General features: G+C 44.5%; 21 protein-coding genes. 16 read left to right on the top strand and 5 right to left on the bottom strand.

Features of this window, described 5'->3' with window-relative positions; genetic code table 11:
* Window positions 1-91: 91 nt before the first annotated feature.
* Both OCV24_RS20680 and OCV24_RS20675 read left to right on the top strand, forming a co-directional pair.
* Window positions 92-748 carry a potassium channel family protein gene (locus tag OCV24_RS20680; protein ID WP_150878906.1) on the top strand — a complete coding sequence of 219 codons (657 nt, stop codon included), beginning with the start codon at window positions 92-94 and terminating at the stop codon, window positions 746-748.
* Window positions 749-774: 26 nt separating this feature from the next.
* Window positions 775-2,142, top strand: coding sequence for a TrkH family potassium uptake protein (locus OCV24_RS20675; protein ID WP_077681664.1), 1,368 nt, complete (start codon window positions 775-777; stop codon window positions 2,140-2,142).
* A 97-nt stretch (window positions 2,143-2,239) separates the two neighbouring features.
* Here the strand turns inward: OCV24_RS20675 and msrB are convergent, their stop codons facing one another.
* Window positions 2,240-3,382, bottom strand: a complete 1,143-nt coding sequence (msrB, locus tag OCV24_RS20670; protein ID WP_017058635.1) for a peptide-methionine (R)-S-oxide reductase MsrB — start codon at window positions 3,380-3,382, stop codon at window positions 2,240-2,242.
* A gap of 198 nt (window positions 3,383-3,580) precedes the next feature.
* Here msrB and OCV24_RS20665 point away from each other — a divergent pair, with 198 nt between their 5' ends.
* Window positions 3,581-3,979 (top strand): OsmC family protein, encoded by a 399-nt coding sequence (locus tag OCV24_RS20665; protein ID WP_017058634.1) that lies wholly within the window; start codon window positions 3,581-3,583, stop codon window positions 3,977-3,979.
* Between the two features lie 125 nt (window positions 3,980-4,104).
* Here OCV24_RS20665 and OCV24_RS20660 read toward each other — a convergent pair whose 3' ends face one another.
* The 4 genes from OCV24_RS20660 to phnW all read right to left on the bottom strand — a co-directional run bounded on the left by OCV24_RS20660 (window position 4,105) and on the right by phnW (window position 9,017).
* Window positions 4,105-5,172, bottom strand: coding sequence for an OmpA family protein (locus tag OCV24_RS20660; RefSeq protein ID WP_102506234.1), 1,068 nt, complete (start codon window positions 5,170-5,172; stop codon window positions 4,105-4,107).
* Between the two features lie 372 nt (window positions 5,173-5,544).
* The gene (phnX, locus tag OCV24_RS20655; RefSeq protein ID WP_146450115.1) at window positions 5,545-6,387 is read right to left on the bottom strand and encodes a phosphonoacetaldehyde hydrolase; all 843 of its coding nucleotides are present in this window, start codon (window positions 6,385-6,387) and stop codon (window positions 5,545-5,547) included.
* 84 nt (window positions 6,388-6,471) lie between these two features.
* The gene (locus OCV24_RS20650; protein WP_150878908.1) at window positions 6,472-7,914 is read right to left on the bottom strand and encodes an aspartate aminotransferase family protein; all 1,443 of its coding nucleotides are present in this window, start codon (window positions 7,912-7,914) and stop codon (window positions 6,472-6,474) included.
* Complete coding sequence (phnW, locus tag OCV24_RS20645) at window positions 7,914-9,017, bottom strand: 2-aminoethylphosphonate--pyruvate transaminase (protein ID WP_137007993.1); 1,104 nt, start codon at window positions 9,015-9,017, stop codon at window positions 7,914-7,916. The genes OCV24_RS20650 and phnW overlap by 1 nt, the downstream gene beginning before the upstream one ends.
* 397 nt (window positions 9,018-9,414) lie before the next feature.
* On the opposite strand from phnW, the gene OCV24_RS20640 reads away from it, so the two are divergent.
* The 13 genes from OCV24_RS20640 (at window position 9,415) to gntR (ending at window position 24,100) form a co-directional block, all read left to right on the top strand.
* On the top strand, window positions 9,415-10,425 hold the full coding sequence (locus tag OCV24_RS20640; RefSeq protein WP_017104203.1) for a putative 2-aminoethylphosphonate ABC transporter substrate-binding protein: 1,011 nt from the start codon (window positions 9,415-9,417) through the stop codon (window positions 10,423-10,425).
* Window positions 10,426-10,545: 120 nt separating this feature from the next.
* Window positions 10,546-11,964, top strand: a complete 1,419-nt coding sequence (locus OCV24_RS20635; RefSeq protein ID WP_017058628.1) for an FAD-dependent oxidoreductase — start codon at window positions 10,546-10,548, stop codon at window positions 11,962-11,964.
* Between the two features lie 74 nt (window positions 11,965-12,038).
* Window positions 12,039-12,680, top strand: coding sequence for a haloacid dehalogenase-like hydrolase (locus OCV24_RS20630; protein ID WP_046223989.1), 642 nt, complete (start codon window positions 12,039-12,041; stop codon window positions 12,678-12,680).
* Between the two features lie 307 nt (window positions 12,681-12,987).
* Complete coding sequence (locus OCV24_RS20625; protein ID WP_150878910.1) at window positions 12,988-14,097, top strand: putative 2-aminoethylphosphonate ABC transporter ATP-binding protein; 1,110 nt, start codon at window positions 12,988-12,990, stop codon at window positions 14,095-14,097.
* Window positions 14,098-14,118: 21 nt separating this feature from the next.
* Window positions 14,119-15,828, top strand: coding sequence for a putative 2-aminoethylphosphonate ABC transporter permease subunit (locus OCV24_RS20620; RefSeq protein WP_390902106.1), 1,710 nt, complete (start codon window positions 14,119-14,121; stop codon window positions 15,826-15,828).
* A 68-nt stretch (window positions 15,829-15,896) separates the two neighbouring features.
* The gene (gene phnR / locus OCV24_RS20615; protein ID WP_150878975.1) at window positions 15,897-16,601 is read left to right on the top strand and encodes a phosphonate utilization transcriptional regulator PhnR; all 705 of its coding nucleotides are present in this window, start codon (window positions 15,897-15,899) and stop codon (window positions 16,599-16,601) included.
* Between the two features lie 134 nt (window positions 16,602-16,735).
* Entirely contained in the window at window positions 16,736-17,638 is a 903-nt protein-coding gene (locus OCV24_RS20610; RefSeq protein ID WP_150878914.1) for an EamA family transporter, read from the top strand.
* Window positions 17,639-17,838: 200 nt separating this feature from the next.
* Window positions 17,839-18,855 (top strand): TRAP transporter substrate-binding protein, encoded by a 1,017-nt coding sequence (locus OCV24_RS20605; RefSeq protein WP_017058623.1) that lies wholly within the window; start codon window positions 17,839-17,841, stop codon window positions 18,853-18,855.
* Window positions 18,856-18,920: 65 nt separating this feature from the next.
* Entirely contained in the window at window positions 18,921-19,478 is a 558-nt protein-coding gene (locus OCV24_RS20600) for a TRAP transporter small permease subunit (RefSeq protein ID WP_017058622.1), read from the top strand.
* Entirely contained in the window at window positions 19,471-20,793 is a 1,323-nt protein-coding gene (locus OCV24_RS20595; RefSeq protein WP_150878916.1) for a TRAP transporter large permease, read from the top strand. The genes OCV24_RS20600 and OCV24_RS20595 overlap by 8 nt, the downstream gene beginning before the upstream one ends.
* A 118-nt stretch (window positions 20,794-20,911) precedes the next feature.
* Window positions 20,912-21,409 (top strand): gluconokinase, encoded by a 498-nt coding sequence (locus OCV24_RS20590; protein WP_060469518.1) that lies wholly within the window; start codon window positions 20,912-20,914, stop codon window positions 21,407-21,409.
* Window positions 21,410-21,412: 3 nt separating this feature from the next.
* Window positions 21,413-22,921, top strand: a complete 1,509-nt coding sequence (gndA, locus tag OCV24_RS20585; RefSeq protein ID WP_150878918.1) for an NADP-dependent phosphogluconate dehydrogenase — start codon at window positions 21,413-21,415, stop codon at window positions 22,919-22,921.
* Between the two features lie 177 nt (window positions 22,922-23,098).
* Complete coding sequence (gntR, locus tag OCV24_RS20580; protein ID WP_077681652.1) at window positions 23,099-24,100, top strand: gluconate operon transcriptional repressor GntR; 1,002 nt, start codon at window positions 23,099-23,101, stop codon at window positions 24,098-24,100.
* The last annotated feature ends 21 nt before the right edge of the window (window positions 24,101-24,121 follow it).

The following is a 24,121-nucleotide window of genomic DNA, read 5'->3' as shown; positions in this document are numbered from 1 at the left end:
GCTTATTATTGCATACTCGACTTTTTTTGAGATAGAAACTAATGTAGGTTTGGCTATCCGATGTAATTCAATTTCTTAAATGGGACTTCAAATGAGCGACAAACAATATGCAGTTATCGTCTTGGGGCGTTTTGGGTTATCTGTTTGTAGAGAGCTGCAAAGTTCAGGAGCACAAGTACTCGCCGTCGACATTGATGAAGATCGAGTTAAAGAAGCCGCGGCTTTTGTTTCACAAGCGATTGTTGCCAATTGTACGAATGAAGAGACAGTGAAAGAGTTAAGACTCGACGATTACGATATGGTAATGGTGTCGATTGGCTCTGATGTCAACTCTAGTATTCTAACCACTTTGGTGGTGAAAGAATCAGGATCAAAGGCGGTTTGGGTAAAGGCTAATGATAAGTTTCACGGCAAGATTCTTTCTAAGATTGGTGCTGATTATATCATTATGCCAGAACGAGATATGGGCATTCGTGTGGCGCGGAAAATGTTAGATAGACGCGTTCTAGAGTTTATTGACCTTGGGAGTGGCTTGGCGATAACGGAAGTCGTTATCGGGCATAATTTGTTGGGTAAGAAACTTGGTGACCTTAAGCTGTGTAAAGAGAGCGGTGTTGATGTCCTTGGTTTTAAGCGAGGACCGCATTTAACCAAAGCACCAAGGCTTGATATCAGCTTAGAAACGGGGGATGTGGTGATTCTTGTTGGGCCGAAAGAGACCTTGTCTAAAAAATTACGTAATTGGTAATTGGTAATTGGTAATAAGGTAAGAGTATGAATTCGTTTCAACGTAAAGGTATTTTCTACACGCTTAAGAGAGATGAAAAACCACGGAAAGGGTCTGAACCTAAAATCATCCTTACGAGTTTTTTAGGTGTCCTTATCCCTGCCGCATTATTGCTTACGCTTCCTGTTTTCTCAGTCTCTGGACTTAGCTTTACCGATGCGCTGTTTACTGCAACTTCAGCAATCAGTGTGACGGGTTTGGGGGTTGTCGATACGGGGCAACATTTCACTTTGGCTGGTAAAATTTTGCTGATGTTTTTGATGCAAGTCGGAGGATTAGGTCAGATGACGCTGTCAGCAGTATTGCTCTATATGTTTGGTGTTAGGCTAAGTTTGAAGCAACAAGCGTTGGCGAAAGAAGCACTTGGGCAAGATCGTAAGATTAACCTTCGTAAATTAGTAAGGAAGATCATTATTTTTGCATTGGTGGCGGAGTGTATCGGCTTTGTATTACTTTGTTTCCGTTGGGTGCCTGAAATGGGCTGGACAACGGGAAGTTTTTACGCACTTTTCCATGCTATATCAGCATTTAATAACGCAGGTTTTGCTCTATTTTCAGATAGCATGATGAGTTTTGTTGATGATCCACTGGTGATCTTTACCTTAGCTGGTTTGTTTATATTCGGCGGGCTAGGCTTCACAGTCGTCGGCGACCTATCGAGTAACTGGCGTAAAGGTTTTCGACATCTTCATTTACACACCAAGATTATGCTAACCGCCACTCCGACTCTATTACTGGTGGGGACGGTATTGTTCTGGCTGCTGGAAAGAAATAACTCAGCAACCATGGAAGGGTTATCGACTCAAGGACAGTGGCTGGCCGCATTTTTCCAGTCGGCAAGTGCTCGTACTGCTGGCTTTAATAGTGTGGATTTGTCTCAGTACACTCAGCCTGCATTGCTGGTAATGATTGTGCTGATGTTGATTGGGGCCGGTTCTACCTCAACGGGTGGTGGTATTAAGGTTTCGACCTTTGCAGTCGCGTTTGTCGCAACTTGGACCTTCCTGCGTCAGAAAAAGCATGTAGTGATGTTTAAGCGAACCGTTACTTGGCAAGCGGTAACAAAGTCATTGGCCATCATAGTGGTGAGTGGGGCACTATTAACTACCGCGATGTTTTTGTTAATGCTTACAGAGCAGGCCGCGTTTGACCGAGTGATGTTTGAGGTGATTTCGGCCTTTGCGACGGTCGGGTTGACTGCTGGGTTAACCGCAAATCTGACTGAGCCAGGTAAATACATCATGATTGTGGTGATGGTGATTGGACGTATCGGTCCCTTGACCTTGGCTTATATGCTAGCTCGCCCAGAACCTTCTTTGTTGAAATACCCAGAAGACACGGTGTTAACGGGTTAATATGATGAACAGACAAATAAATAAAGTTCTGAAAATACAACAAAGCCAGCGATATGCTGGCTTTGTTGTTATAGGCTTATCGTTAATTGCTGAGTGCTTAGCCCTCAAACATCTCAACGTATTCCTCATAGCCTTCTTCTGCTAGTTTATCCGCAGGGATAAAGCGCATTGCGGCTGAGTTCATGCAGTAACGCAGGCCTGTTGGTTTCGGGCCATCCTTGAACACGTGTCCAAGGTGCGAATCGCCAAACTTGCTGCGAACCTCTGTTCTTGGGTAAAGCAGTTTGTAGTCAGTAGTTGTGACGACATAAGCCTCGCTGATTGGCTGTGTAAAGCTAGGCCAACCTGTACCTGATTTGTATTTGTCTTTTGAAGAGAACAGTGGCTCCCCAGTTACGATATCAACGTAAATACCTTCTTGCTTGTTATCCCAGTATTTGTTGTCAAACGGGCGCTCTGTTGCATCGTCTTGTGTTACATCGTACTGAAGTGAGGTTAGCTTCGCCTTAATCTCAGCATCAGATGGCTTAACGTAGGTTTTAGCATTGGCTGCCGCATTTTTATTGTCGATGATCTGACGGATAGTTTTCGGGTTCTCTTTTCTATCGTCACCGAAGACCTTATCTAGGTACTGATCGCGGCCAGAAGCATAGCGGTAGTAGTTGTAGCGAACTTTACTCTTTTTGTAATAGTCTTGGTGATAGTCTTCCGCTGGCCAGAATTTTTCAAATTCAATTAGTTCTGTCTTTAGAGGTTCACCAAAGATCTGAGCTTTGTCGATCTCCATCATGAAGTTCTGAGCAACGTCTTTTTGTGCTTGGTTATGATAGAAAATAGCAGGTCGATATTGTGGGCCTCGGTCTACGAAAGAGCCTTTGTCATCGGTTGGGTCGATGTGTCTGAAGAATTGGTCAAGAACCTGTTCATAGCTAACAACATCAGGGTTATAAGCCACATTGATCACTTCGATGTGCCCTGACTTACCTGATGAAACTTGTTTGTAGGTAGGGTTTTCTAATTCACCACCAGAATATCCTGATATGACGTCAGTAACACCGGTCAGTTTCTCTAGATCGGATTCTGTACACCAAAAACACCCACCAGCTAGTGTCGCGATTTCACTTTTACCTGAGTTAGCCGTTTTATCCATTGTATTGGCAGTGCCAGCCTGGCTTACAAACAGCGAAATCAGTGGTAACGCAACCACGAGTGATACCAATATTTTAGATAATTTATTCATAGATACCTCATCTTGACGTTTTCTCATTCGATTTTGAATGTACGAATAGAGACAGGTTTTAGATGGAAAAAATTGCATCATTCACGAAAAAAATATGCCACTCAGAAAATCTTGCTCATGAATGCCGCCAGTAGTAGGGTGTAGGCATTGATATAAAACACTAGATAATGATGACGTTTTGTACATCTAAGGAACAACATGCAAGCAGAAGTTAAATGGGTCGAAGACTTTAAATTCCTGGGTAAATCTCAATCAGGACACTCTGTGGTGATGGATGGAAGTGGCGGTGCTACGGCGCCAAGCCCTATGGAAATGGTATTAATGGCCGCTGGTGGTTGTAGCTCTGTTGATGTGGTTGATGGTTTGAAATCTGCGGGCCAGAACATCACAGGCTGTAATGCAAAGCTAGAAACGACACGTCGTGAAACTGCGCCAAAGCTCTTTACTGTGATTAATATTCACTTTGAAGTGTCTGGTGACAACCTTGATCCCGAGTTAGTTGCTAAAGCCTGCGCGGATTCATTAGAAAAATACTGTTCAGTATGTCTAATGCTAGGTGCTAGCGTAGAGATGACTCACAGCTGGGATATTGTCTAGCCTTCTGATTATAGAGCGTAGAATTCGGCTGCTTATTCTAACTGATTACAGTAAAGATAGGCAAAGAAAAGGGCGGTGCACGTTGAGTGTACTGCCCTTGTTATTTTGATTAAGGTAGAGTGCGATTATTCAGCGGTTTCTACTATCACTTCTTCTACTTGTACTTCTTCTTGGTATTCGAAACCAGGGATCGTAGCGTCAACACGACGGTTTTGAGCGCGACCTTCAGCAGTATCATTTGATGCTACTGGGTTCTCTTCACCTTCACCTGTAGCTGTGATGCGGTCAGCATCAATACCTTGCTCTTCGATGTGCGCAGCTACTGCAGCGGCACGTTTCTTAGAGATCATCATGTTGTATTCAGCTGCACCTGTTGAGTCAGTGTGACCAACAACTTCAACTGTTGATTGAGGGTGAGCCTTCAGTACTTCAATTAATGGCACTAGTGCGATTTTTCCGTCTGTAGACAGCTCGGTACTGTTCGTCTCAAACATGCCTTGAGAGAAGCTTTCAGTGTGTGCTTTCGTCACAACAACTGTTGTCTTTTCTTCTTCCACAACGACTGGTTCTGTGATTGGCTCAGATGGCGCTTGTGTCATTGAAGCTGTGGCTGCGGCAGCAGCTGCCGATGCGGTAGTATTGCCTGTACCGAAGTTGTAGCTAAGACCTACAGTAACAAGGTTGGAGTTAAGATCTTGGATGATCTTATCGTCAAAATCATCGAAGTATTGATATTCAACTCGAAGTGCCCAATCGTCTGATAGCTGTTTCTCAGCACCGATACCTAGGGCTAATACAACGTCGTCTTCGTCGTCATGCATGATATATGCAGGACCAGCTTTGAAGAAAATATCAAATTCTTGTTTAATCGCTAATCGATACATTGGGCTCAAAGATATTGCTACGATAGAGTCGCTGTATCTTTGAGTGGCTCCATTATTATTGAAGCTCGTGTCGTAATCACCTAAGTAATCGGCATTCAACTCAAGCGCGAGCGTATCAGTAAAGTTGTAGCCACCGTAAATACCACCCGCAACTGAATCATCTTCACAGTTAGTGCTGTCAACACAAGCACTGTCTAACCAACCCATACCTACTTTAGCACCAACATAAGTTGTTGCTGAGATTGACGGTGCTGCTGCTAAGCCTGAAGCGGCAACAACAGCGCACATGATTTTTGACAGTCTTTTCATAGTTATTTCCTTGGATTAACTCTTATTGTTATCTGAACCTGCCAGTAAGACGATTACCTATTAGTTGATGACACTGCTTATAATAAGTAAATCAAGGCGTTGGTTCAGCTGAACCTCTTTTTTCTCCGTAGTTATATTGTTAATCTGATTGAGTATTGGAGTCAATGAAATTGCTAATTATTTCATATTTAATAAGTTTATTATTAAATATCTGAATGTTTATATTTAACCTATAGCTTATATGTAATCATTTACAAATGATGTAGACAGTAAAATTAAGAAACTTGACCCATATCATATTTATAAAACTGAAAATCCCCAACAACATTTTGGTGTACGGGGATTTGAATTAAATATGTATATTTTTGGATTTTAGATTGTGGTTAGTTTTTTATTCTGTGGACGTTCGCCTGCCAGTAAACGCTTCTCGATATCTGCAATTACGGTTGGTAGATCGGCGATGGTGTCGATTAAGTAGTGTGGGTTGGACTTGTTTAGCTTCACGCTTGCTTTTTCACGTGCTGCTGCCAGTGTTGCTTCGTCTGCATCTAAGTATTCTTGGTACGTTAATCCTGCTTCGTTCCCCGATAATACAAGTCCAACTGTCCACATGCCTGCGTTGTGACCTTCATCGATACCCGGTGCTGAGTCGTCTACTTTTACACACGCAGCAACGTTCGTCACACCTAGATCAATGACGTTTTTAAGCGCCATGAAAGGAGCTGGGCGACCGCCTTGAGGCAAGTCATCCGTTGCAACTACGTTGTCTGGTCGGTAGCCATAATCTGCGGCGGAAGGGATCAGCACATCCATTACTTCGCGTGGGTAACCTGAACAAGAACCGATTTTTACGTTCTTCTCTTTAAGGTTATTGACCACTTCAATCGCGTTTAAAATCGGTGCTGCGTGGTCGGCTACTTTCGCTTTTTGAAGAGGCATGAATGCCGCGTAGATCGCATCAACATCTTCACTTGTCATCGAGCGCCCAAACTGAGCATTCCAACGAGCATCAACCGCAGGGAGTTGACCCACCGCTTGGATGTGATCCCATTTACCGATACCCATAGGCTCTCGTGCTTCTGCTAAGTCGATGTCAAAGTCGAAGCCCTGTTTGAATGCTTCAACAAAGATGCTGGTTGGAGCAAATGATCCAAAATCAACGATAGTGCCAGCCCAGTCAAAGATAACCGCTTGGATAGGTGATGTTGTGTTCATAGTCGTGTCCTATTTCTGTTCTCTCCCTGCTCAAGTTGTTCTGGGAGATGAATGATTGTTTTAAGTTATTGGTTAGATGATGGTTTAGAGGTAATCAAAGTCTTTGCAGACTTTTGCTATCGCTTTGTCGAATACAGACAGAGCGACTTCTAGTTCGCTGCGACTGATGATCAATGGTGGGCTCAACTGAATCACATTACCTTGTGACACCTTGAAACTCAGGCCATCGTTTAGACATTGGTAAAGTACGGCTTCCGCTTCATCGAAAGCTCGGATTTTGGTGATATGATCGGTGACCAATTCCACCCCCCAGAGCAGGCCGATGCCGCGAACGTCACCAATGACTGAGTACTTCTCTTTCATTTGAAGCAGTTGTTCACGCACGAATGCGCTGTCCGCTTGTACTTTTTCAAGTAGGTTTTCTTGCTCAATCACTTCCATGGTGGCGAGTGCTGCCGCGCAACCAATTGGGCTTTTTTCATGGGTGTAGTGCCCAAGAGATACTTGCGCTGCCGTGTTGTATTTGTCTTTAGTGATCATGGCTGCGATTGGTACTAAGCCGCCGCCAAAACCTTTACCGATACAAAGAATGTCAGGTTCGATATCAAAAGCTTGGTGAGTGAACCATTCGCCACTGCGACCCATACCGTTTGGAATATCGTCGATGATCAACATGACGTTATGCTTATCGCAGATCTCACGGATACGCTTCCAGTAAGCTTTGCTTGGTACTTGAACGTCTGTGTTACGCACTGCTTCCGCAATGAAGGCACCAATGCCACCTTCTTTTTCAATCACATACTCAAGGTAATCGGCGTAGTGCACATCACATGCCGTCTCATTGTTATCGCCTGAGTTTTGCCCGCAACGCGATAAAGAGACATTAAGGGGAAAAGCACCACGATAGGAAACTGCTGGTGGAATGCGTTCTACGCCAGCCATTAATGGCCCCATGCCTTCACGGAAACAAGCTTCGCCACCCACCGAAATTGCATCGAGTGACGCACCGTGGAATGAATCCCACAATGAAACGACCTTGAAGTTGTTGGTGACATGTCGAGCCAGCTTGAGTGCCATACCAATAACTGAAGTTCCACCAGGAGCAAACAGCACTCGATTCAAATCACCATCACAGATCTGCGTAAGCTTTTCAGCGCACTGAACGGCTGTTTCATTGGTAAAGCGACGCGGTGAAAACGGCAATGACGCCATTTGTTGAGTCACTTTATTAATGATGTGTGGGTGGCCATAACCCAACTGATGAACATTATTCCCGTGAAAGTCCATGTACTTTTTGCCCGTCGCATCTTGAATGTAGATGCCTTCGGCTGCTTCAAGTGTGTCTAGGCAAGGCGTTGACATGGCTTGATGAAGAAACACGTCAGAGTCACGTTTTAACATCGCTTGAGTCGCATCATCGTTTAGCGATGATTCGTTCCATTTTTCGCGTGCTGGCGTGGTGTTCACATCGCCTTCGCTTCGAAAGTGTGTGGCCTTTAGAATCGGCTCTTGATTGGTCGTCGTCATTATTTGATGTCCCAGTACATAGCATTCTTAACTGCGCCAATGAGAGCTTCAATGTCTGACGGATACACTTCACCAATGTTACCGATGCGGAAGCAGTCTGCGTTTGAAACCTTGCCCGGGTAAATCACAAAACCTTGTTCTTTCAAACGGTCATAGAATTCCTTGAATTGGTAATCGCTATGAGTTGGAGAATAGAAAGAGGTAATGATAGGTGAATGAAGATCATCATTAAGCAGTGGTTCAAAGCCAAGAGAGCGCATACCTGCAACCAATGTCGTTTGGTTGGTTTGGTAGCGATTATGACGAGCTTCGATGCCACCTTCTTGCTCCAATTCAAGTAGAGCTTGGTAGAAAGCACGCACTGTATGAGTTGGAGATGTGAAGCGCCATTTACCATGGTTGCTTTCCATGCAGTGCCATTGGTCAAACAGGTCAAGGCTTAATGAACGAGCTTGGCCTTTGCACTTTTCCAGTTCCGATTGCTTGGCAATAACAAAGCCGAACCCGGGTACACCTTGAATGCACTTGTTTGCAGAGCTGATCATGTAGTCGATACCTAAGTCAGCTATATCCATAGGGATGCCACCAAAACTCGACATCGCATCTAGAATGACGGTTTTGTTGTGCTGTTTTGCCAATTTGGCGATGTCTTCGATTGGATTCAACATACCCGTAGTGGTCTCACAGTGCACAATCGCAACGTGAGTAATGTCTGAATCCATAGCCAATGCCGTCTCCATTTCGTTCAAGTCAGGCTGTGATGTTTCACCTGGGGAAACGACATGGCATGGAATGTTTAAGTATTCTGAGATTTGAGCAATACGAGCACCATACGCACCATTGTCAACAACAAGAAGCTTGCCGCTGTTAGAGATAACGCTACCGATTGTTGCTTCAACTGAAGCTGTGCCGCTGCCTTGCATTAATACACTTGTATATCCCGCCTGCTTCGTTGCCAAAGTCACAAGCTTGCTACGAATCACTTCAACAACGTCTTTGTTGTATTCATCATCCCAAGTACACCAATCTTTTAGCATCGCTTGGCGAACGGTTTCAGAAGTAGATAGAGGACCCGGTGTCAGTAGTAAGTATTCGTTTCTCATGTTCAATTCTCGTGATTTTCATTTTGGACTATACCAGTATTTGCAATTACTTTAACAACCAATTTAAACGGTCGTAAATAGCCCAAACGTTATTTTCACAAAAGCTTCATATTCAAATTTGTCACTCGTGTTGAGAAATATTCCGATCTTTAAATTGCCATTTTTTGTTCATTTAACCGTCATAAAAGTCGATTAGGTTAATACTCACCATCTGGTACATACCAGTAAAAAGGCGTGTACTAACAACCTAAATGAATTTATGGGTATAGGTGCTTCTTAGTGAGGCTTCTAACTTAAGAAACGTTAAACCTTGGTTGCTAAACCTAGGCAGCTTTAAATCTCGATAACTTTTAATTTTGGCAACTTCTCACTTTAGAGTTGAGCCTGACTGGAGAAAATGATGAAAAACCGTTTTATGAAAGGATCACTTGCAGCTTTAGTAACTCTACTCGCTGGTAACGCTTATGCAGCACAGGAAGTGACGGTTTACACTGCTTTTGAAACTGACATTTTAGCTAAATACAAAAATGCTTTCGAAAGTGAAAACCCAGATATCAACATCAAGTGGGTACGTGATTCTACTGGGATCATGACGGCAAAATTATTGGCCGAGAAAAACAACCCTCGCGCAGAGGTAGTTTGGGGGCTTGCTGGTTCTTCAATGGCACTGCTTAAAGAAGAGGGCATCCTGAAACCTTATACGCCTCAAGGTGTAGAAGCATTACGCGCTAACCTTAACGACCCACAGTCTACTCAAGCTTGGTATGGCAATGACGCATTCTTCAATGCAGTTTGCTTTAACGAAGTGGTGGCTAAGCAATTGAATCTACCGGCACCTAAGTCTTGGGATGACCTAACAAAGCCTATCTACAAAGGCCACATTGCAATGCCAAACCCAGCGTCTTCTGGTACGGGCTACATGCAGGTTTCGGCTTGGTTACAAAACATGGGTGAAGACCAAGGTTGGAACTACATGCAGAAGCTAGATCAAAACATTGCTCACTACACGCACTCTGGTTCTAAGCCATGTGTTCAAGCGGGTATGGGTGAAGTGGCTATCGGTATTTCTATGGCGAGCCGCGGTGCGAAGCTGAAAACTCAAGGTGCGCCGCTTTCTGTGATTACGCCTGAAGGTATCGGTTGGGAATCTGAAGCGGTAGGTCTTGTTAAGCCTTCAGATGCAGCACAACGTGTTATCGATTGGTCTATCTCTAAAGCAGCGAATGAACTTTACATCGAAATGTACCCAGTTGTTGGCCACCAAGATGTAACAGGTAAAGCAGAGAACTTCCCGAACGTAGAGAAGAACATGGCAAAAATGGACTTCGCTCGTATGGGCAGTGAACGTGCAGATGTTCTGAAAACATGGTCTGAGAAGTTTGACGCTAAATCAGAGCCAAAATCTTAATCTGACGACCTATTCAGTTAATTAACTATTTAGTTCATTAGAAGTTAGAAATCAGTAAAGGAAGGCTTCGGTCTTCCTTTTTTAGTTTTACGCCTTTAGGTTTTAAGTAAGGTACAACAAATGACAAAGCACTACTCATATTGGTTCAAGCAAGCGTTGGAACAAGAGTTTGGCAATATTAATGCGGGGCTAGATTCGGTTAAGCCGCTTCAAAAAGATGTCAACTGTGATATCGCTATTGTTGGCGGTGGCTATACGGGTTTATGGACGGCGATTTTAATCAAACAACAGCAACCCGAAAAACATGTTGTCGTGATTGAAAAAGGCCTATGTGGTAGCGGTGCTTCTGGTGCGAACGGCGGTTGCATGCTGACGTGGTCAACTAAGTATCCGACGCTGAAAAAGCTTTACGGAAAAGAACAAGCGAAATGGTTGGTTAAGGAATCGGAAAAGGTTATATACGAGATCGAAGCCTTCTGTAACGAACACAAGATTGACGCGCATCTATATCGAAGCGGAACTTACTACACGGCGACCAATGAAGCTCAAAAGGGTGGAATGGAGCCTGTTGTTAATGAGCTGGTTAAGCAGGGTATCAATAGCTGGAAGAAGTGCGACAATTCTTTGGCTGACAAAGCTGGGTCTGATCGCCACATTGAGGGTTACTACTCAGAAGCTGCGGGCAGTGTGCAGCCAGCGTTATTGGCTAGAGGTTTGCGCCGGGTCGCGCTCGATTTGGGAGTCGAAATTTATGAAAACACAGAGATGACGTCGCTCGATTATGGCTCTCCCGCTCGTATTCAAACCAAAGGCGGTTCCTTATTTGCGGATAAAGTGATTTTGGCACTCAACGCATGGATGCTCGATCACTTCAAAGAGTTCAAACGCAGCATTGTGGTTGTTTCGTCAGACATGGTGGTGACTAAGCCAATCCCAGAAAAACTTAAGCAGTTTGGTCCCGAGAAAGGGGCGGCGGTGGTGGATTCACGTATCTTTGTCCACTATTACCGAGACACCCAGGACGGACGACTCATGTTGGGTAAAGGCGGTAATAAGTTCTCGTTTGCCAATCAAGTTGAAAGCATGTTTAACCAAACGACCAACTACCTGCCGATTCTCAATCAATCGTTCCAAAAACTGTTCCCTAAATTGGAACAAAGTGAATTCGATTACAACTGGTCTGGCGGCTCAGATCGTTCGGTCACAGGATTGCCATTTTTCGGTAACCTAAAAGGCCAAAACAACATCTATTATGGGCTTGGTTATTCAGGCAATGGCGTTGCTCAAACCCGTATGGGCGGGAAGATTTTGTCAGCAATGGTACTCGATATCGACAATGCTTGGACACGAAGCGGTTTAACTAAAGGCCCGTTAGGACACTTCCCGCCAGAGCCATTCCGTTGGGTGGGAGCGATGATGGTTCGCGATGCGGTACGAAGAAAAGAGAACGCGGAAGATTCTGGTAACACGCCATTGTGGCTGGATAAGCAATTGGCAAAGCTCGCTGGTGCGGCAGGCAAAGCCGACAAGGTGGAATAAACCTGTGGTTTAGGTTGTTTCTTGCCTGTTAAGTATAAGTTGGAAGTTAAGTTTGATTTGAAGTGAGAATTGATATGACGACCCCGCTGTATGTATTTGATCTAGATGAAACACTCATGGACGGAAACAGTGCCATGATTTGGAATGAGTTTTTGGTTGAAAAAGGCTTAGCGAATGAACCTAGTTTTTTGAACGAAGAACGCCGGTTAATGACACTGTATGTTCAAGGTATTCTTAATGAAGACGCTTACCTCGAATTTGCTACTCGCTCTCTAGTAAATAAAACACATCAAGAGGTGTGTGCTTTGTTAGAGGAGTGTATTGATAGCAAAGTACTGAGTAAGATCTTTCCTCAAGTGATGCAAGGGAACTGGTCTTCCAAAATACAAGGGCAGACGATGGTGATTATCTCTGCCATCGTATCGCTCATTCCTGCCTGTGTAGCGAAAAAGCTCAATATTCCGAATGCAGTCGGCATCGAATTAATGGAAGAGTCTGGTCAATATAGTGTTAAAGTTCTGGGGCTTCCAAATCACATGTACGGTAAGATTGTGAGTTTTAAAGAGTGGCGCACAGCATTTGATCACCAACAAGGCCTCTGTGGTTCAATTAACGACTTGCCTCAATATGATTTGGCCGATCGTCCTCATTTAGCTAACCCACATGAACGTTTAAGAACTCGAGCAGATTCTATTCCGTGGTGTGCGGTGTACTGAGCTTAGTCATTGATAAGGACTGTTGCTACTTGAGGCTATCGCGATTAAAAGTAACAGTTAAAATCATAAACATCAGTTGATATTTGGCGGTAAAAAGTACGTTAGTTTTTATCGCCAAATCCCCTTCGAGTGATAAACACTTTGCTATAAGTTATTGAACGTTCGGACTTGTTTAATGCGTATTTTTTCCCGTTAGAATGAATTTTATTTCTGCAATATAACTGTCATTTAGCTACTATAAATTTGTCACTCAACTGCAATATTCTCAGTTTAAATTTGGTATATACCATATAGAGAGTGCTGTAGTATGAGCAACCAAACTTATTTGAATATTGAAAACGTTGTAAAACAATTTGGCCAATTTACAGCGTTAAAAGACATCTCCCTATCGATAGATAAAGGCGAGTTCGTCTGTTTCCTTGGCCCGTCTGGCTGCGGAAAAACCACCTTATTACGTGCGATTGCAGGTTTAGACTTACCAACTTCTGGTTCTATCGAGCAAAACGGTAACGACACAACCTTCTTACCGCCAGAAAAGCGCGACTTTGGCATTGTGTTCCAATCTTATGCTCTGTTCCCAAATCTCACGGTGGAAGAAAACATTGCGATTGGCCTTAAAAACCAAGGTATGTCGACCAAAGAAGCCCTTGAAACGGTGGAATCTTGGTTAGAAACCATCGGTTTACCAACGTCTGCTCAAAAATTCCCGAATCAGCTGTCTGGAGGACAACAGCAGCGTGTGGCTTTGGCTCGTGCTTTGGCTTTGTCTCCAGGCTTGCTACTGCTTGATGAACCACTGTCTGCATTGGATGCAAAAGTACGAACACACTTGCGGGACGAGATCTGTCAATTGCAACGTAAGCTGGGTATCACCACTATTATGGTGACGCACGACCAAGATGAAGCCTTGACCATGGCCGACCGTATTGTGGTAATGAATCATGGAGTTATCGAGCAAGTCGGTGCACCGCAAGAGATCTACCAAAAACCAGTGAGCCGTTTTGTGGCTGAGTTTGTGGGCAGTATGAATTTCATTCAAGCTTCTGTTGCAGCTCAAGGTAAGATGCGTATTGCTGAGTCAATGCTGCCGTTACCTGGCTTAGATAATCTCACGCCAAACCTAGGTGATGTTTTCGATATTGCCGTTCGTCCAGAGCAAATCCAGTTTGTTGATCGTTTTAGTGAATCCTTGCCAGTGAGAATCGTATCAAGCGAATTCTTAGGGGCGTTTTATCGTGTTGAGTGTCAATTGCAACATGACTCAACGGCGAAAGAGATCATTGTTGATGTACCCGTCAAAGAGTTCAACCGATTGAAGCTGCGTCGCAGTGATATCCGTTACGTGGCGTTTGATCAAGAAGGCCTGAGAGCTTACCCATCGAAAAGCTTGCAAGTGATGAAAGACGAGGCGGCGTAATCAATCATGGAATCGACTCAAATGATGCAATCTAATCTGCTATTTCAACGACGAGTACAACCTTTTCTGGCTCGGTTAAGCAAAGACAACGTAATTCTGTTTGGGCTGTTGGCATTTTTGTCTGTAGTCATGACGCTGTTTATCCTGATGCCATTGTGGGCAATGTTGAAAAAGAGTGTTCAGAACGCAGACGGCGAATTTGTAGGTTTACAGAATTTCGCAACGTATTTTGCGTCTCAAAGCTTATGGCTGTCGGTAGGTAATACGTTCACGCTCGGGTTGTTAGTGACCGTTGTTGTGGGGGTATTAGCGTTTGGTTATGCCTATGCTTTGACTCGTTCATGCATGCCTTTTAAGGGCCTTTTTCAAGTGCTGGGTTCTGCGCCTATTCTTGCTCCGTCACTGCTTCCTGCAATCAGTTTGATCTTCTTATTTGGCAACCAAGGTATCACTAAAGAAGTCTTGGGTGGTAACTCGGTTTATGGCTTGATTGGTATATCACTCGGCTTGATATTCTGGACGTTTCCACACGCCTTGATGATTCTGACCACCTCGTTAAGAACCTCTGACGCTCGTCTTTATGAGGCAGCTCGTGCCCTCAATACTTCATCATTAAAAACCTTTTTCATGGTGACGCTACCTGCGGCAAAGTATGGTTTGATCAGCACGCTGATCGTTGTGTTTACGCTGGTGGTTTGTGACTTTGGTGTGCCAAAGGTGATTGGTGGTAGCTACAACGTGTTATCGACGGACATCTTTAAGCAGGTGGTTGGTCAACAGAACTTCTCTATGGGTGCGGTAACCAGTATCTTGTTGCTATTGCCTGCGTTGCTTGCGTTTACAGTGGATCGCTGGGTTCAAAAGAAACAGAAGAGCTTGTTTGATACTCGTTCTGTCGCGTACCAACCTGAACCTAGCACGTTACGTGATGGCTTATGTTTCCTTTACTGCACGATCATCTCTGCTGCTGTGGTTATCGTATTGGGCATGGCGATATACGGATCTATGGTCACCTTCTGGCCTTGGAATAAAACGTTAACGCTAAATAATTATAACTTCGCAGAGATGAGTACTTATGGTTGGACGCCATTTTTCAACTCTTTAACACTCGGCGCTTGGACTGCAATTATCGGTACAGTGCTGATTTTCCTAGGTGCGTACTGCATTGAGAAAGGCCGCGCCTTCGGTCCTGTTCGTCAAGCAATGCAGATGCTCAGTGTTGTACCGATGGCCGTCCCGGGTATGGTGTTAGGCTTAGGATACATCTTCTACTTTAATGATTTGAGTAACCCACTCAACTTCTTGTATGGCACGATGGCGTTCTTGGTGATTAATACCGTGGTTCACTACTACACGGTAGGGCACATGACGGCATTAACCGCATTAAAACAGCTACCAGAGGAAATAGAGGCAACGGCGGCTTCGGTAAACTTACCGCAATATAAGCTGTTCTTTAAAGTGACGGTGCCGGTTTGTTTGCCTGCGATTTTAGATATTGCGACATACCTGTTTATTAATGCACTTACCACGACATCTGCGGTAGTATTCTTGTATTCTACCGATACGATACCTGCGTCAGTTTCAGTACTGAATATGGACGATGCGGGTCAAACGGGTGCAGCAGCAGCCATGGCAGTGATGATCATGATATCAGCAGCGAGTGCGAAGTTGATTCATATGCTAATCAACAAGTTATTTGAGAAGCGCACCCAAGCTTGGCGCAAACGCTAGCGAACCATTTTATATTGCAGTTGGCCAAGGAGTGGCTGACGACAAGAACAAGAATGAAAGGAAATGAAGTGCAGTACGTAAAAATCAAAGATGTCATTGTAGAGCAGATAGAGTCGGGGATGTTAACGCCACGACAGAAGCTGCCTGCAGAACGTAAACTGGCTGAGTCGTTTGATACGACACGAGTTACGTTACGCGAAGCCTTGTCTTCACTTGAAGCGGAAGGACGCATTTATCGAGAAGACCGTCGTGGTTGGTTTATCTCGCCGGCGCCGCTTCGCTACAACCCGACACAAACATTGAATTTCACCAACATGGCTCTCTCGCAGAATCGTAAGCCAAAAACAGAGTTAGTAGCAGCGAAAGGAATGTTAGCAACCAAGGAAGCAACTAAGCTTCTTGGGCTTCAACCTTTTTCAGATGTTTATCGTGTCGATAGAGTTCGCTACCTTGAAGACAGGCCTGTTGTGTATGTGACCAACTACATTCGACCAGAGCTGTTTCCTAACTTGCTCGATTATGACTTGTCCAAATCACTGACGGACATCTACCGCGAACACTTTGGTGTGGTGTATCAGAAGATCCGTTACCGTGTGAGTACAACGTCTTTGCTGGGTGAAACTGCACAAGCTCTGCGTGCGACTTCGGGTTCTCCTGCAATGGTGGTTGAGCGCGTTAACTACAATCAAAATGGCGATTTGATTGACTGTGATATTGAGTATTGGCGTCATGACGCGATCAGTATTGAGTCGATAGCGCAGCTAGAGCGTTAGTCGTACGTTAGAACGCTGGCTCCTCTTAGCTTGTGGATTTACTAAACTGGAATGATCAAAGGTCTCTTATCTGGAGGCCTTTTTTATCCCTTGTTTTCAGCGACTGCTCAATCATTCAATAAGTTAGGAATGAAATGGAATTCTCTGCCATCATCATCGTGATTATTTCGGCTCTGCTGCATGCGGGTTGGAATGTTCTAGGTAAATCAAATCAAGGCTCTGGGGCCTCTTTCTTCTTAGCGTCTGGCTTTGCCGCTGCCGCGATTCTGACTCCCTATTTGATTTGGTATGTCTACAGTGTCGGGTTTGCAAACATCACAATTCCATTCTGGCAGTTGCTATTCTTGAGTGGCATTTGCCAAATCATCTATTTAATCGGCTTAGGCATCGCCTATAAACAGGCTGATATTGGTGTGATTTACCCAATGGCACGAGCGCTGCCTGTTTTAATGGTTGGTTTGGGGACCGTCTTGATTGGCTATGAGCTATCACTGAATCAATGGATTGGCTTTGCACTGATCACATTAGGCTGTTTGTTCGTTCCACTGAAACAATTCTCTGAGCTGAGACTTAAGGCTTATCTTAACCTTGGTGTGCTGTGGGCACTAATAGCCGCGATAGGTACCACGGGTTATTCCCTTATAGATAAAGAAGCACTTCTGTTATTGGAGCCGTTAAGCACGCTCACCATTACTAATAAACACACGGCGATATTTTACCTAGGTATTCAGTTTTGGGCGATCGTAATTCCGCTGAGTATTTGGTTGTTGGTGACCAATCAAAGAGTCGAGTTTGCGAATGCGTGGATACTACGCAAGAAAGCCACGCTTGCAGGCATTATGATGGCTTCGACTTATGGTTTGGTGTTATTTGCGATGACCATGACAGAGAACGTCAGCTTGGTGGTGGCACTTAGGCAAGTAAGCATCATCTTCGGCGTCGTGATGGGGATCTACTTTTTAAAGGAAAAGTGGCACATGACTCGCGGTGTAGGTGTTGTTTTTATCATTGCTGGCTTAGTTATCTCACTGAATTAAAAAGAAATTAAAATACACTTCTAACCTATAATGTGACTTTTCAGTCACATTTTCATTATTGATAGCAAACGTTTTACTAATGTTAAAGATGTGATCCTTCTCATAGACAAAGCTGTTAAGTTACCGGTAACATTCAGCTTAACGTTACCGGTAACATATAACAACAAACCGGACTCTGTGAAACTCATAAGGATACCCAAATGAAAGCTCTGACTAAAACGCTGATCGCTGCTTCCCTCACTGGCCTATTTGCTACTTCAGCAATGGCTGCAGACTTCAAACTTAAGATTCAATCTTCAGATCCATCTGGTGATTTGAACTTCAAGGTTCAGCAGAAATGGGCTGAGCGCGTAGAAACGATGTCTAACGGACGTATCGACATTGATCTTCTTCCTGTAGGCGCTGTGGTTAAGCACACTGAAACGCTAGGCGCGATCAAAATGGGCATCTTAGATGGTCATATCACAGCAACGGGTTACTTCTCTGGTAAAGATCCAGCATTCGGCCTAATCGGTAACATGGTGGGTGCATGGTCAGACACAACACAACTGCTTCAGTACATGAACTACGGTGGCGGTAACGAACTAATGACTGAGCTTTACAAGCCTTACGGTGTTCAGTTCGTTGGTGCTTCAACAACAGGTGTTGAATCTTTCATTTCTAAAAAGCCAATTGACGGTGTTGCGGATCTTAAAGGTCTTAAATTGCGTGCGCCTGAAGGCTTAGTACAACAAGTGTTTGCAGCAGCGGGTGCGACTCCAGTAAACCTTCCGGGTTCTGAAGTATTTACCGGTCTAAGCAAGGGCGTAATTGATGCCGCGGACTATACGGTATTCTCTACAAACCAAAAAGCGGGCATGAACGACATTGCGACCCACCCAGTTCAACCGGGTTTCCATTCGCTACCGTTAATCGATATCTCTGTTTCTCAAAAGAAATGGGACAAGATGCCTGTGGATCTACAAACGATTCTACAAACATCCGTACGTGATTTCTCTTACGACATGACGACTCAGCTAAAAATGGCTGATCAAGCAGCAGTTAAAGAAGCACAAGCGAATCCAGAAATCACAATTCATGACTGGTCTCAAGAAGAGCGTAAGAAGTTCCGTGAAATTGCAAAAGGTCAATGGAAAGTATTTGCAGAGCGCTCTGACAACGCAGGGAAAGTTTACACTTCCGTTACCGTGTTCCTAGAAGAAAACGGCCTACTGTAATTCAAACCTAGCTTATTGATGGGGGAGGGCGTTGCTCTCCCTTTTTCTCCCAGGAAATTTGGCCCATGACAGACAAAATCCCTCACGCACCAGCAGAAAACGATGAAAAGCCAAGAAACGGGCTTGATCGTCTTATCATAAAATTCAGTAACTTAGTTAGCTGGCTGTTCATCTTCACTGTATTGATCTCATTTTACGAAGTTGTGATGCGCTATGCATTTGATGCCCCGACCACATGGGTACACGAAACGGCTTCATTTATCGGTGGTTCTCTATTCATTATCGGCGGCATCTACGCTTTCGCAGCTGATAAGCATGTACGTGTTGTTCTTATCTACGATTCAGTGTCTAACCAAACACGTAAGTACCTTAATCTTGTTCACCACATAGTTGGCTTGGCCTTTGCGGGCATGCTGGCTTACGCGGCTTACTTCACAGCAGAAGAAGCATGGTTTGCACCTTGGGGAGAGTTTCGCTTAGAGACATCAGGCTCAGTGTTAAACGCGCCTTATCCAGCGCTGTTGAAAGGCCTGATCTTTGTCGTTTTGTGTGTTCTTGTTGTCCAGTTTGTATTGCACCTAATCCAAGAGTTGATGGGTCTAAGGAAGAATGACGATGTTTGATTTATCTTCTATTGGTATCGCATGGGGCAGCTTGCTCATGCTGGTTATGATGATTGGTTTGCTACTCACTGGTATGCAGCTAGCGTTCGTAACAGGCTTTGTCGCGATTTTCTTCACTCTATGCTGGTTTGGCCCTGATGCCTTGCCTTTGATTGCGAGCCGTACTTACAGCTTCGCTTCTGGTTATGTATTTCTTGCAGTTCCAATGTTTGTATTAATGGCCGCTTTACTAGACCGTTCTGGTATCGCGCGTGATTTGTTTGATGCCATGAAATCTGTCGGCCGTAAGGTTCGCGGTGGCGTTGCGGTACAAACGTTATTAGTCGCGGTTTTATTGGCTTCAATGTCGGGCGTTATCGGTGGTGAAACGGTACTACTTGGTATTCTCGCTTTGCCTCAGATGCTTCGTTTGGGTTATGACCGTAAGCTTGCTATCGGTACAACCTGTGCGGGTGGTGCATTAGGTACCATGCTTCCACCAAGTATTGTATTGATCATCTACGGTATGACAGCCAGCGTATCGATTGGTGACTTGTTTAAAGCATCTTTTTTACCAGCGTTTATTCTTGCGGGTTGTTACATCGGCTACGTATTGATTCGTTGTAAGCTAAACCCTTCTCTCGCGCCTATTCCAAGTGATGATGAGACTGAAGAAAACATCTCAAATCAGCCTAGCTACTTCAAGGCTTTGTTTTTTCCACTGCTTTCAGTCGCAACGGTTTTGGGCAGTATCTACACAGGTATTGCTTCAGTAACAGAAGCTTCTGCTTTGGGGGTCGTTGGTATCATGATCAGTGCACTGATCCGTGGCGAACTGAACTTCAACATGTTGAAAGAGAGTGCCATGGCAACCATGCGTACCTGCGGCATGATCATGTGGATTGGCATCGGTGCAAGTGCACTGGTAGGTATCTACAACTTGATGGGCGGTATTGATTTTGTTGAAGAAACCATCCTTGCCCTAAGTGGCGGCAACGCAACAGTAACGCTGCTAATCATGATGGCTATCTTGTTGGTTTTAGGCATGTTCCTTGATTGGGTCGGTGTGGCGCTTCTAACAATGCCAATCTTCGTTCCAATCATTACAGGCCTTGGTTTTGACCCGGTTTGGTTTGGTGTTGTGTTCTGTCTCAACATGCAGGTGTCTTTCTTGTCGCCACCGTTTGGCCCTGCGGCATTCTACCTAAAATCGGTCGCACCAAAAGACATCAGCTTGGGCGAGATATTTACCTCACTACTGCCGTTCATTGCACTTCAAGTCTTGGTTCTGGGGCTGGTTATTATCTTCCCTCAGCTAGCACTTTGGTGGCAATAACAGTAAAGGTCCTTGAGCGGATTTAGTATTCGGGGACCGATCAGCAGCAACATAAGTTTAACTATTAGATTCGATTGTCAGCCCCAGCTTTGGTTGGGGCTTAGGGAAGGTTTGCCTTATGAAAAGCAAAAAAATACTCGTGATGGGCGTATCTGGATGCGGAAAAAGCCTGATTGGTAGCCGTATCGCAGAAGCATTAACGCTCCAGTTTTTTGATGGCGATGATTTCCATCCGCAAAGCAATGTAGAAAAGATGCGTCAAGGTATTCCACTGACAGACGACGATCGTCAAGGATGGCTGGAAACACTGAATAAGCAATATATCGAACAACCAAGTGCAGTGATTGCTTGCTCGGCACTAAAGCCGCAATACCGCGATATTTTGCGCAACAACAATGAAGATTTAGTGATTGTGTACCTACAGGGCAGTTTCGATACGATTTGGAATCGTCACAAAGCTCGTGAAAATCATTATTTTAATGGTCAAGAGATGTTGAAAAGCCAGTTTGAAACCTTGGTTGAACCTGATCTAGATGAAGCGTTATTTGTCGATATCTCACAAGATGTCGAGCAAGTAGTAGAAAGTGCAGTTAAACAAATTAAGCAGATAGGCTAAACCATGACTCAGATAAAAAATGACATCGCTATGATTGGCTTAGGGGTGATGGGTAAGAGCTTAGCACTCAACCTGCTCGATAATGGATTTAACGTTGCTGGTTTTGATTTAAACGCTGACAACATTGAGCGTGCGAGTTCAGAAGCAAAGCAGCTTAATGAATCCTTTGACGGTAAAGGTCAGTTCACCAAAGGCACGAGTCTTGAACATGTGTTGCAGGGCTTAGCAAAACCGCGTGTAATCGCACTGTCGGTTCCTGCTGGAAAGCCCGTTGATATCGTTGTGAATAATCTGCTTGATGCCGGTTTGGAGAGCGACGACATTGTTATCGATACGGGTAACAGCTTATGGACTGATACCGAGACACGTGAACAGAATTATAAAGGTAAGCTCCGTTTCTTCAGCACCGCCGTTTCTGGTGGTGAAGAAGGCGCTCGTGTTGGCCCAGCGCTCATGGCCAGTGGTGACCAATCGGCTTGGCAATATGTGAAACCGATGTGGGAAGCGATTGCTGCAAAAGTGGATGCTAATGGACTACCGGTTGCTCAGTTTGAAGCGGGTGAAGCGTGCGCGGCGTATGTTGGTCCTTCTGGCACAGGGCACTATGTGAAAATGGTACACAACGGTATTGAATATGCCGACATGCAGCTAATTTGTGAAGTTTACCAGTTTATGCGTGATGTGCTTGATATGCCAGCTCAAGAGATTGGACAAGTCTTTGAGCAATGGAACAACGGTGTACTTAATAGTTACCTGATGGAAATCAGTGCCGATATTCTTCAGCATGAAGATGTAGTGACGGGTAAGCCATTCGTTGAGGTCGTGCTAGATAAAGCTGGACAGAAAGGCACGGGATTGTGGACGGCGGTTAATAGCCTTCAAGAAGGTTGCCCAACGCCAACCATTGCACAAGCGGTTTACGCGCGTGCGATGAGCGGTCAAAAATCACAACGTGTCCAGGGAAGTCAGCTTTTAAAAGGTAATATTGCTGATGCAAACCTGTTAGATAAAACAGAAGTGATTTCTGAACTTCACGATGCTCTGTATTGCGCCAAACTGTCCGTTTATGCGCAGGGCTTTGATTTGTTGAAAACAGCGTCAGACAAAGAAGGTTGGAACCTAGATTTCACTCAAATAGCAAAAATCTGGCGAGCGGGGTGTATTATACGTGCGGCTTTCTTGCAAAGTATTACAGCGGCTTACCAACAAAATAATGAGCTAGCGAACCTGTTGTTTGATGAGGCTTTCATCAAACAAGTGGAAGAGCGTGAGCTTGCTTGGCGTATCGCGGTAGCGAACTCCGCTTTGTTTGGTGTGTCGATGCCGGGGATAAGCTCAGCATTAAGCTACTTCGACTCTCTGCGCTGCGAAGTGTTACCTGCGAACTTGCTGCAAGCGCAGCGTGACTATTTTGGCTCCCATACCTATGCAAGAGTCGATAGAGAGGAAGCTGACAAATTTCACGTAACTTGGAGTCAGTCTCCAAGAACTGAGGTAAAAGTTAATACCTAAATGATGTATAACGCCCTCGCCATGAGGGCGTTATTGTTTGCGCGGGAATTAACAATAGATAGATCTTCTTTATGTTCTTGTCGTTGCATCAACCTTTTGTTAGATAAGGCTTCAAATTCCAAGTCAGTTGGATACACTGTTACCAGTAACATAACTCAAAAATAATAACTATTAATTATGTCGAATAAGAAAAAACGCCCTACATTACAAGATGTTGCCAACCTAGTTGGCGTAACTAAAATGACGGTGAGTCGCTGTTTACGTGATCCTTGTCAGGTATCAGAGGTTTTACGAGACAAGATTAACGCAGCAGTCGATGAGTTGGGTTATATCCCTAATCGTGCCCCAGATATTCTTTCTAACGCCAAAAGTAATGCGATTGGCGTTTTGGTTCCCTCATTAACCAACCAAGTTTTCGCTGAAGTGATCCGTGGTATTGAGCAAGTGACGGCACCAGCAGGTTATCAAACCATGATTGCCCACTATGGCTATAGCCCTGAGTTGGAAGAGCAGAGCATTGCTTCGCTGCTTTCTTACAACGTTGATGCGATTATCTTGTCAGAAAACGTTCACACCGATAGAGCTAGAAAAATGCTGCAAACGGTCTCGATCCCGGTGATTGAAATCATGGATTCGGTGTCTCCAAGGATTGAACAAGCGGTTGGCTTTGATAACTTCGAAGCCGCTAGGGCGATGACTAAAACCATACTCGACAGAGGGCGGACGAATATCGCTTATTTAGCTGCTCGTATGGATGAGCGTACTCGCTTAAAAATGGCAGGCTATGAACATGCGATGCAAGAGGCCGATAAAGTGCCAGTAACACTGCAAACAGAAGACGCGTCCTCGTTTACTCTAGGCGCTAAATTGATTGGCGATTTACTCGAGAAGCACCCTGAAGTGAACGGTATCTTTTGTACTAACGATGACTTAGCTATTGGTGCTTTCTACGAGTGTGTAAGGCGTGGTATTCAAGTACCTGAACAGATGGCGATTGCAGGTTTCCATGGACACGACATCACAGTGGCGATGACGCCTCGTTTAGCTACGGTGGTAACACCAAGAGAACAGATTGGTAAAGTCGCTGCGCAACAAGTGGTAGCGCGTTTACAAGGAAATAAAGAGTGGGTTGCGAAACTGGATCTTGGTTATGAGATTGAAATCGGTGAGAGTATTTAATTTGTATTATGCTTTGCTTTG

Source organism: Vibrio kanaloae (genome assembly GCF_024347535.1).
GTDB classification, from domain to species: Bacteria; Pseudomonadota; Gammaproteobacteria; order Enterobacterales; family Vibrionaceae; genus Vibrio; species Vibrio kanaloae.
Note: the sequence above shows the minus strand (reverse complement) of the source record. Positions and strands in the feature narration are given on the sequence as shown.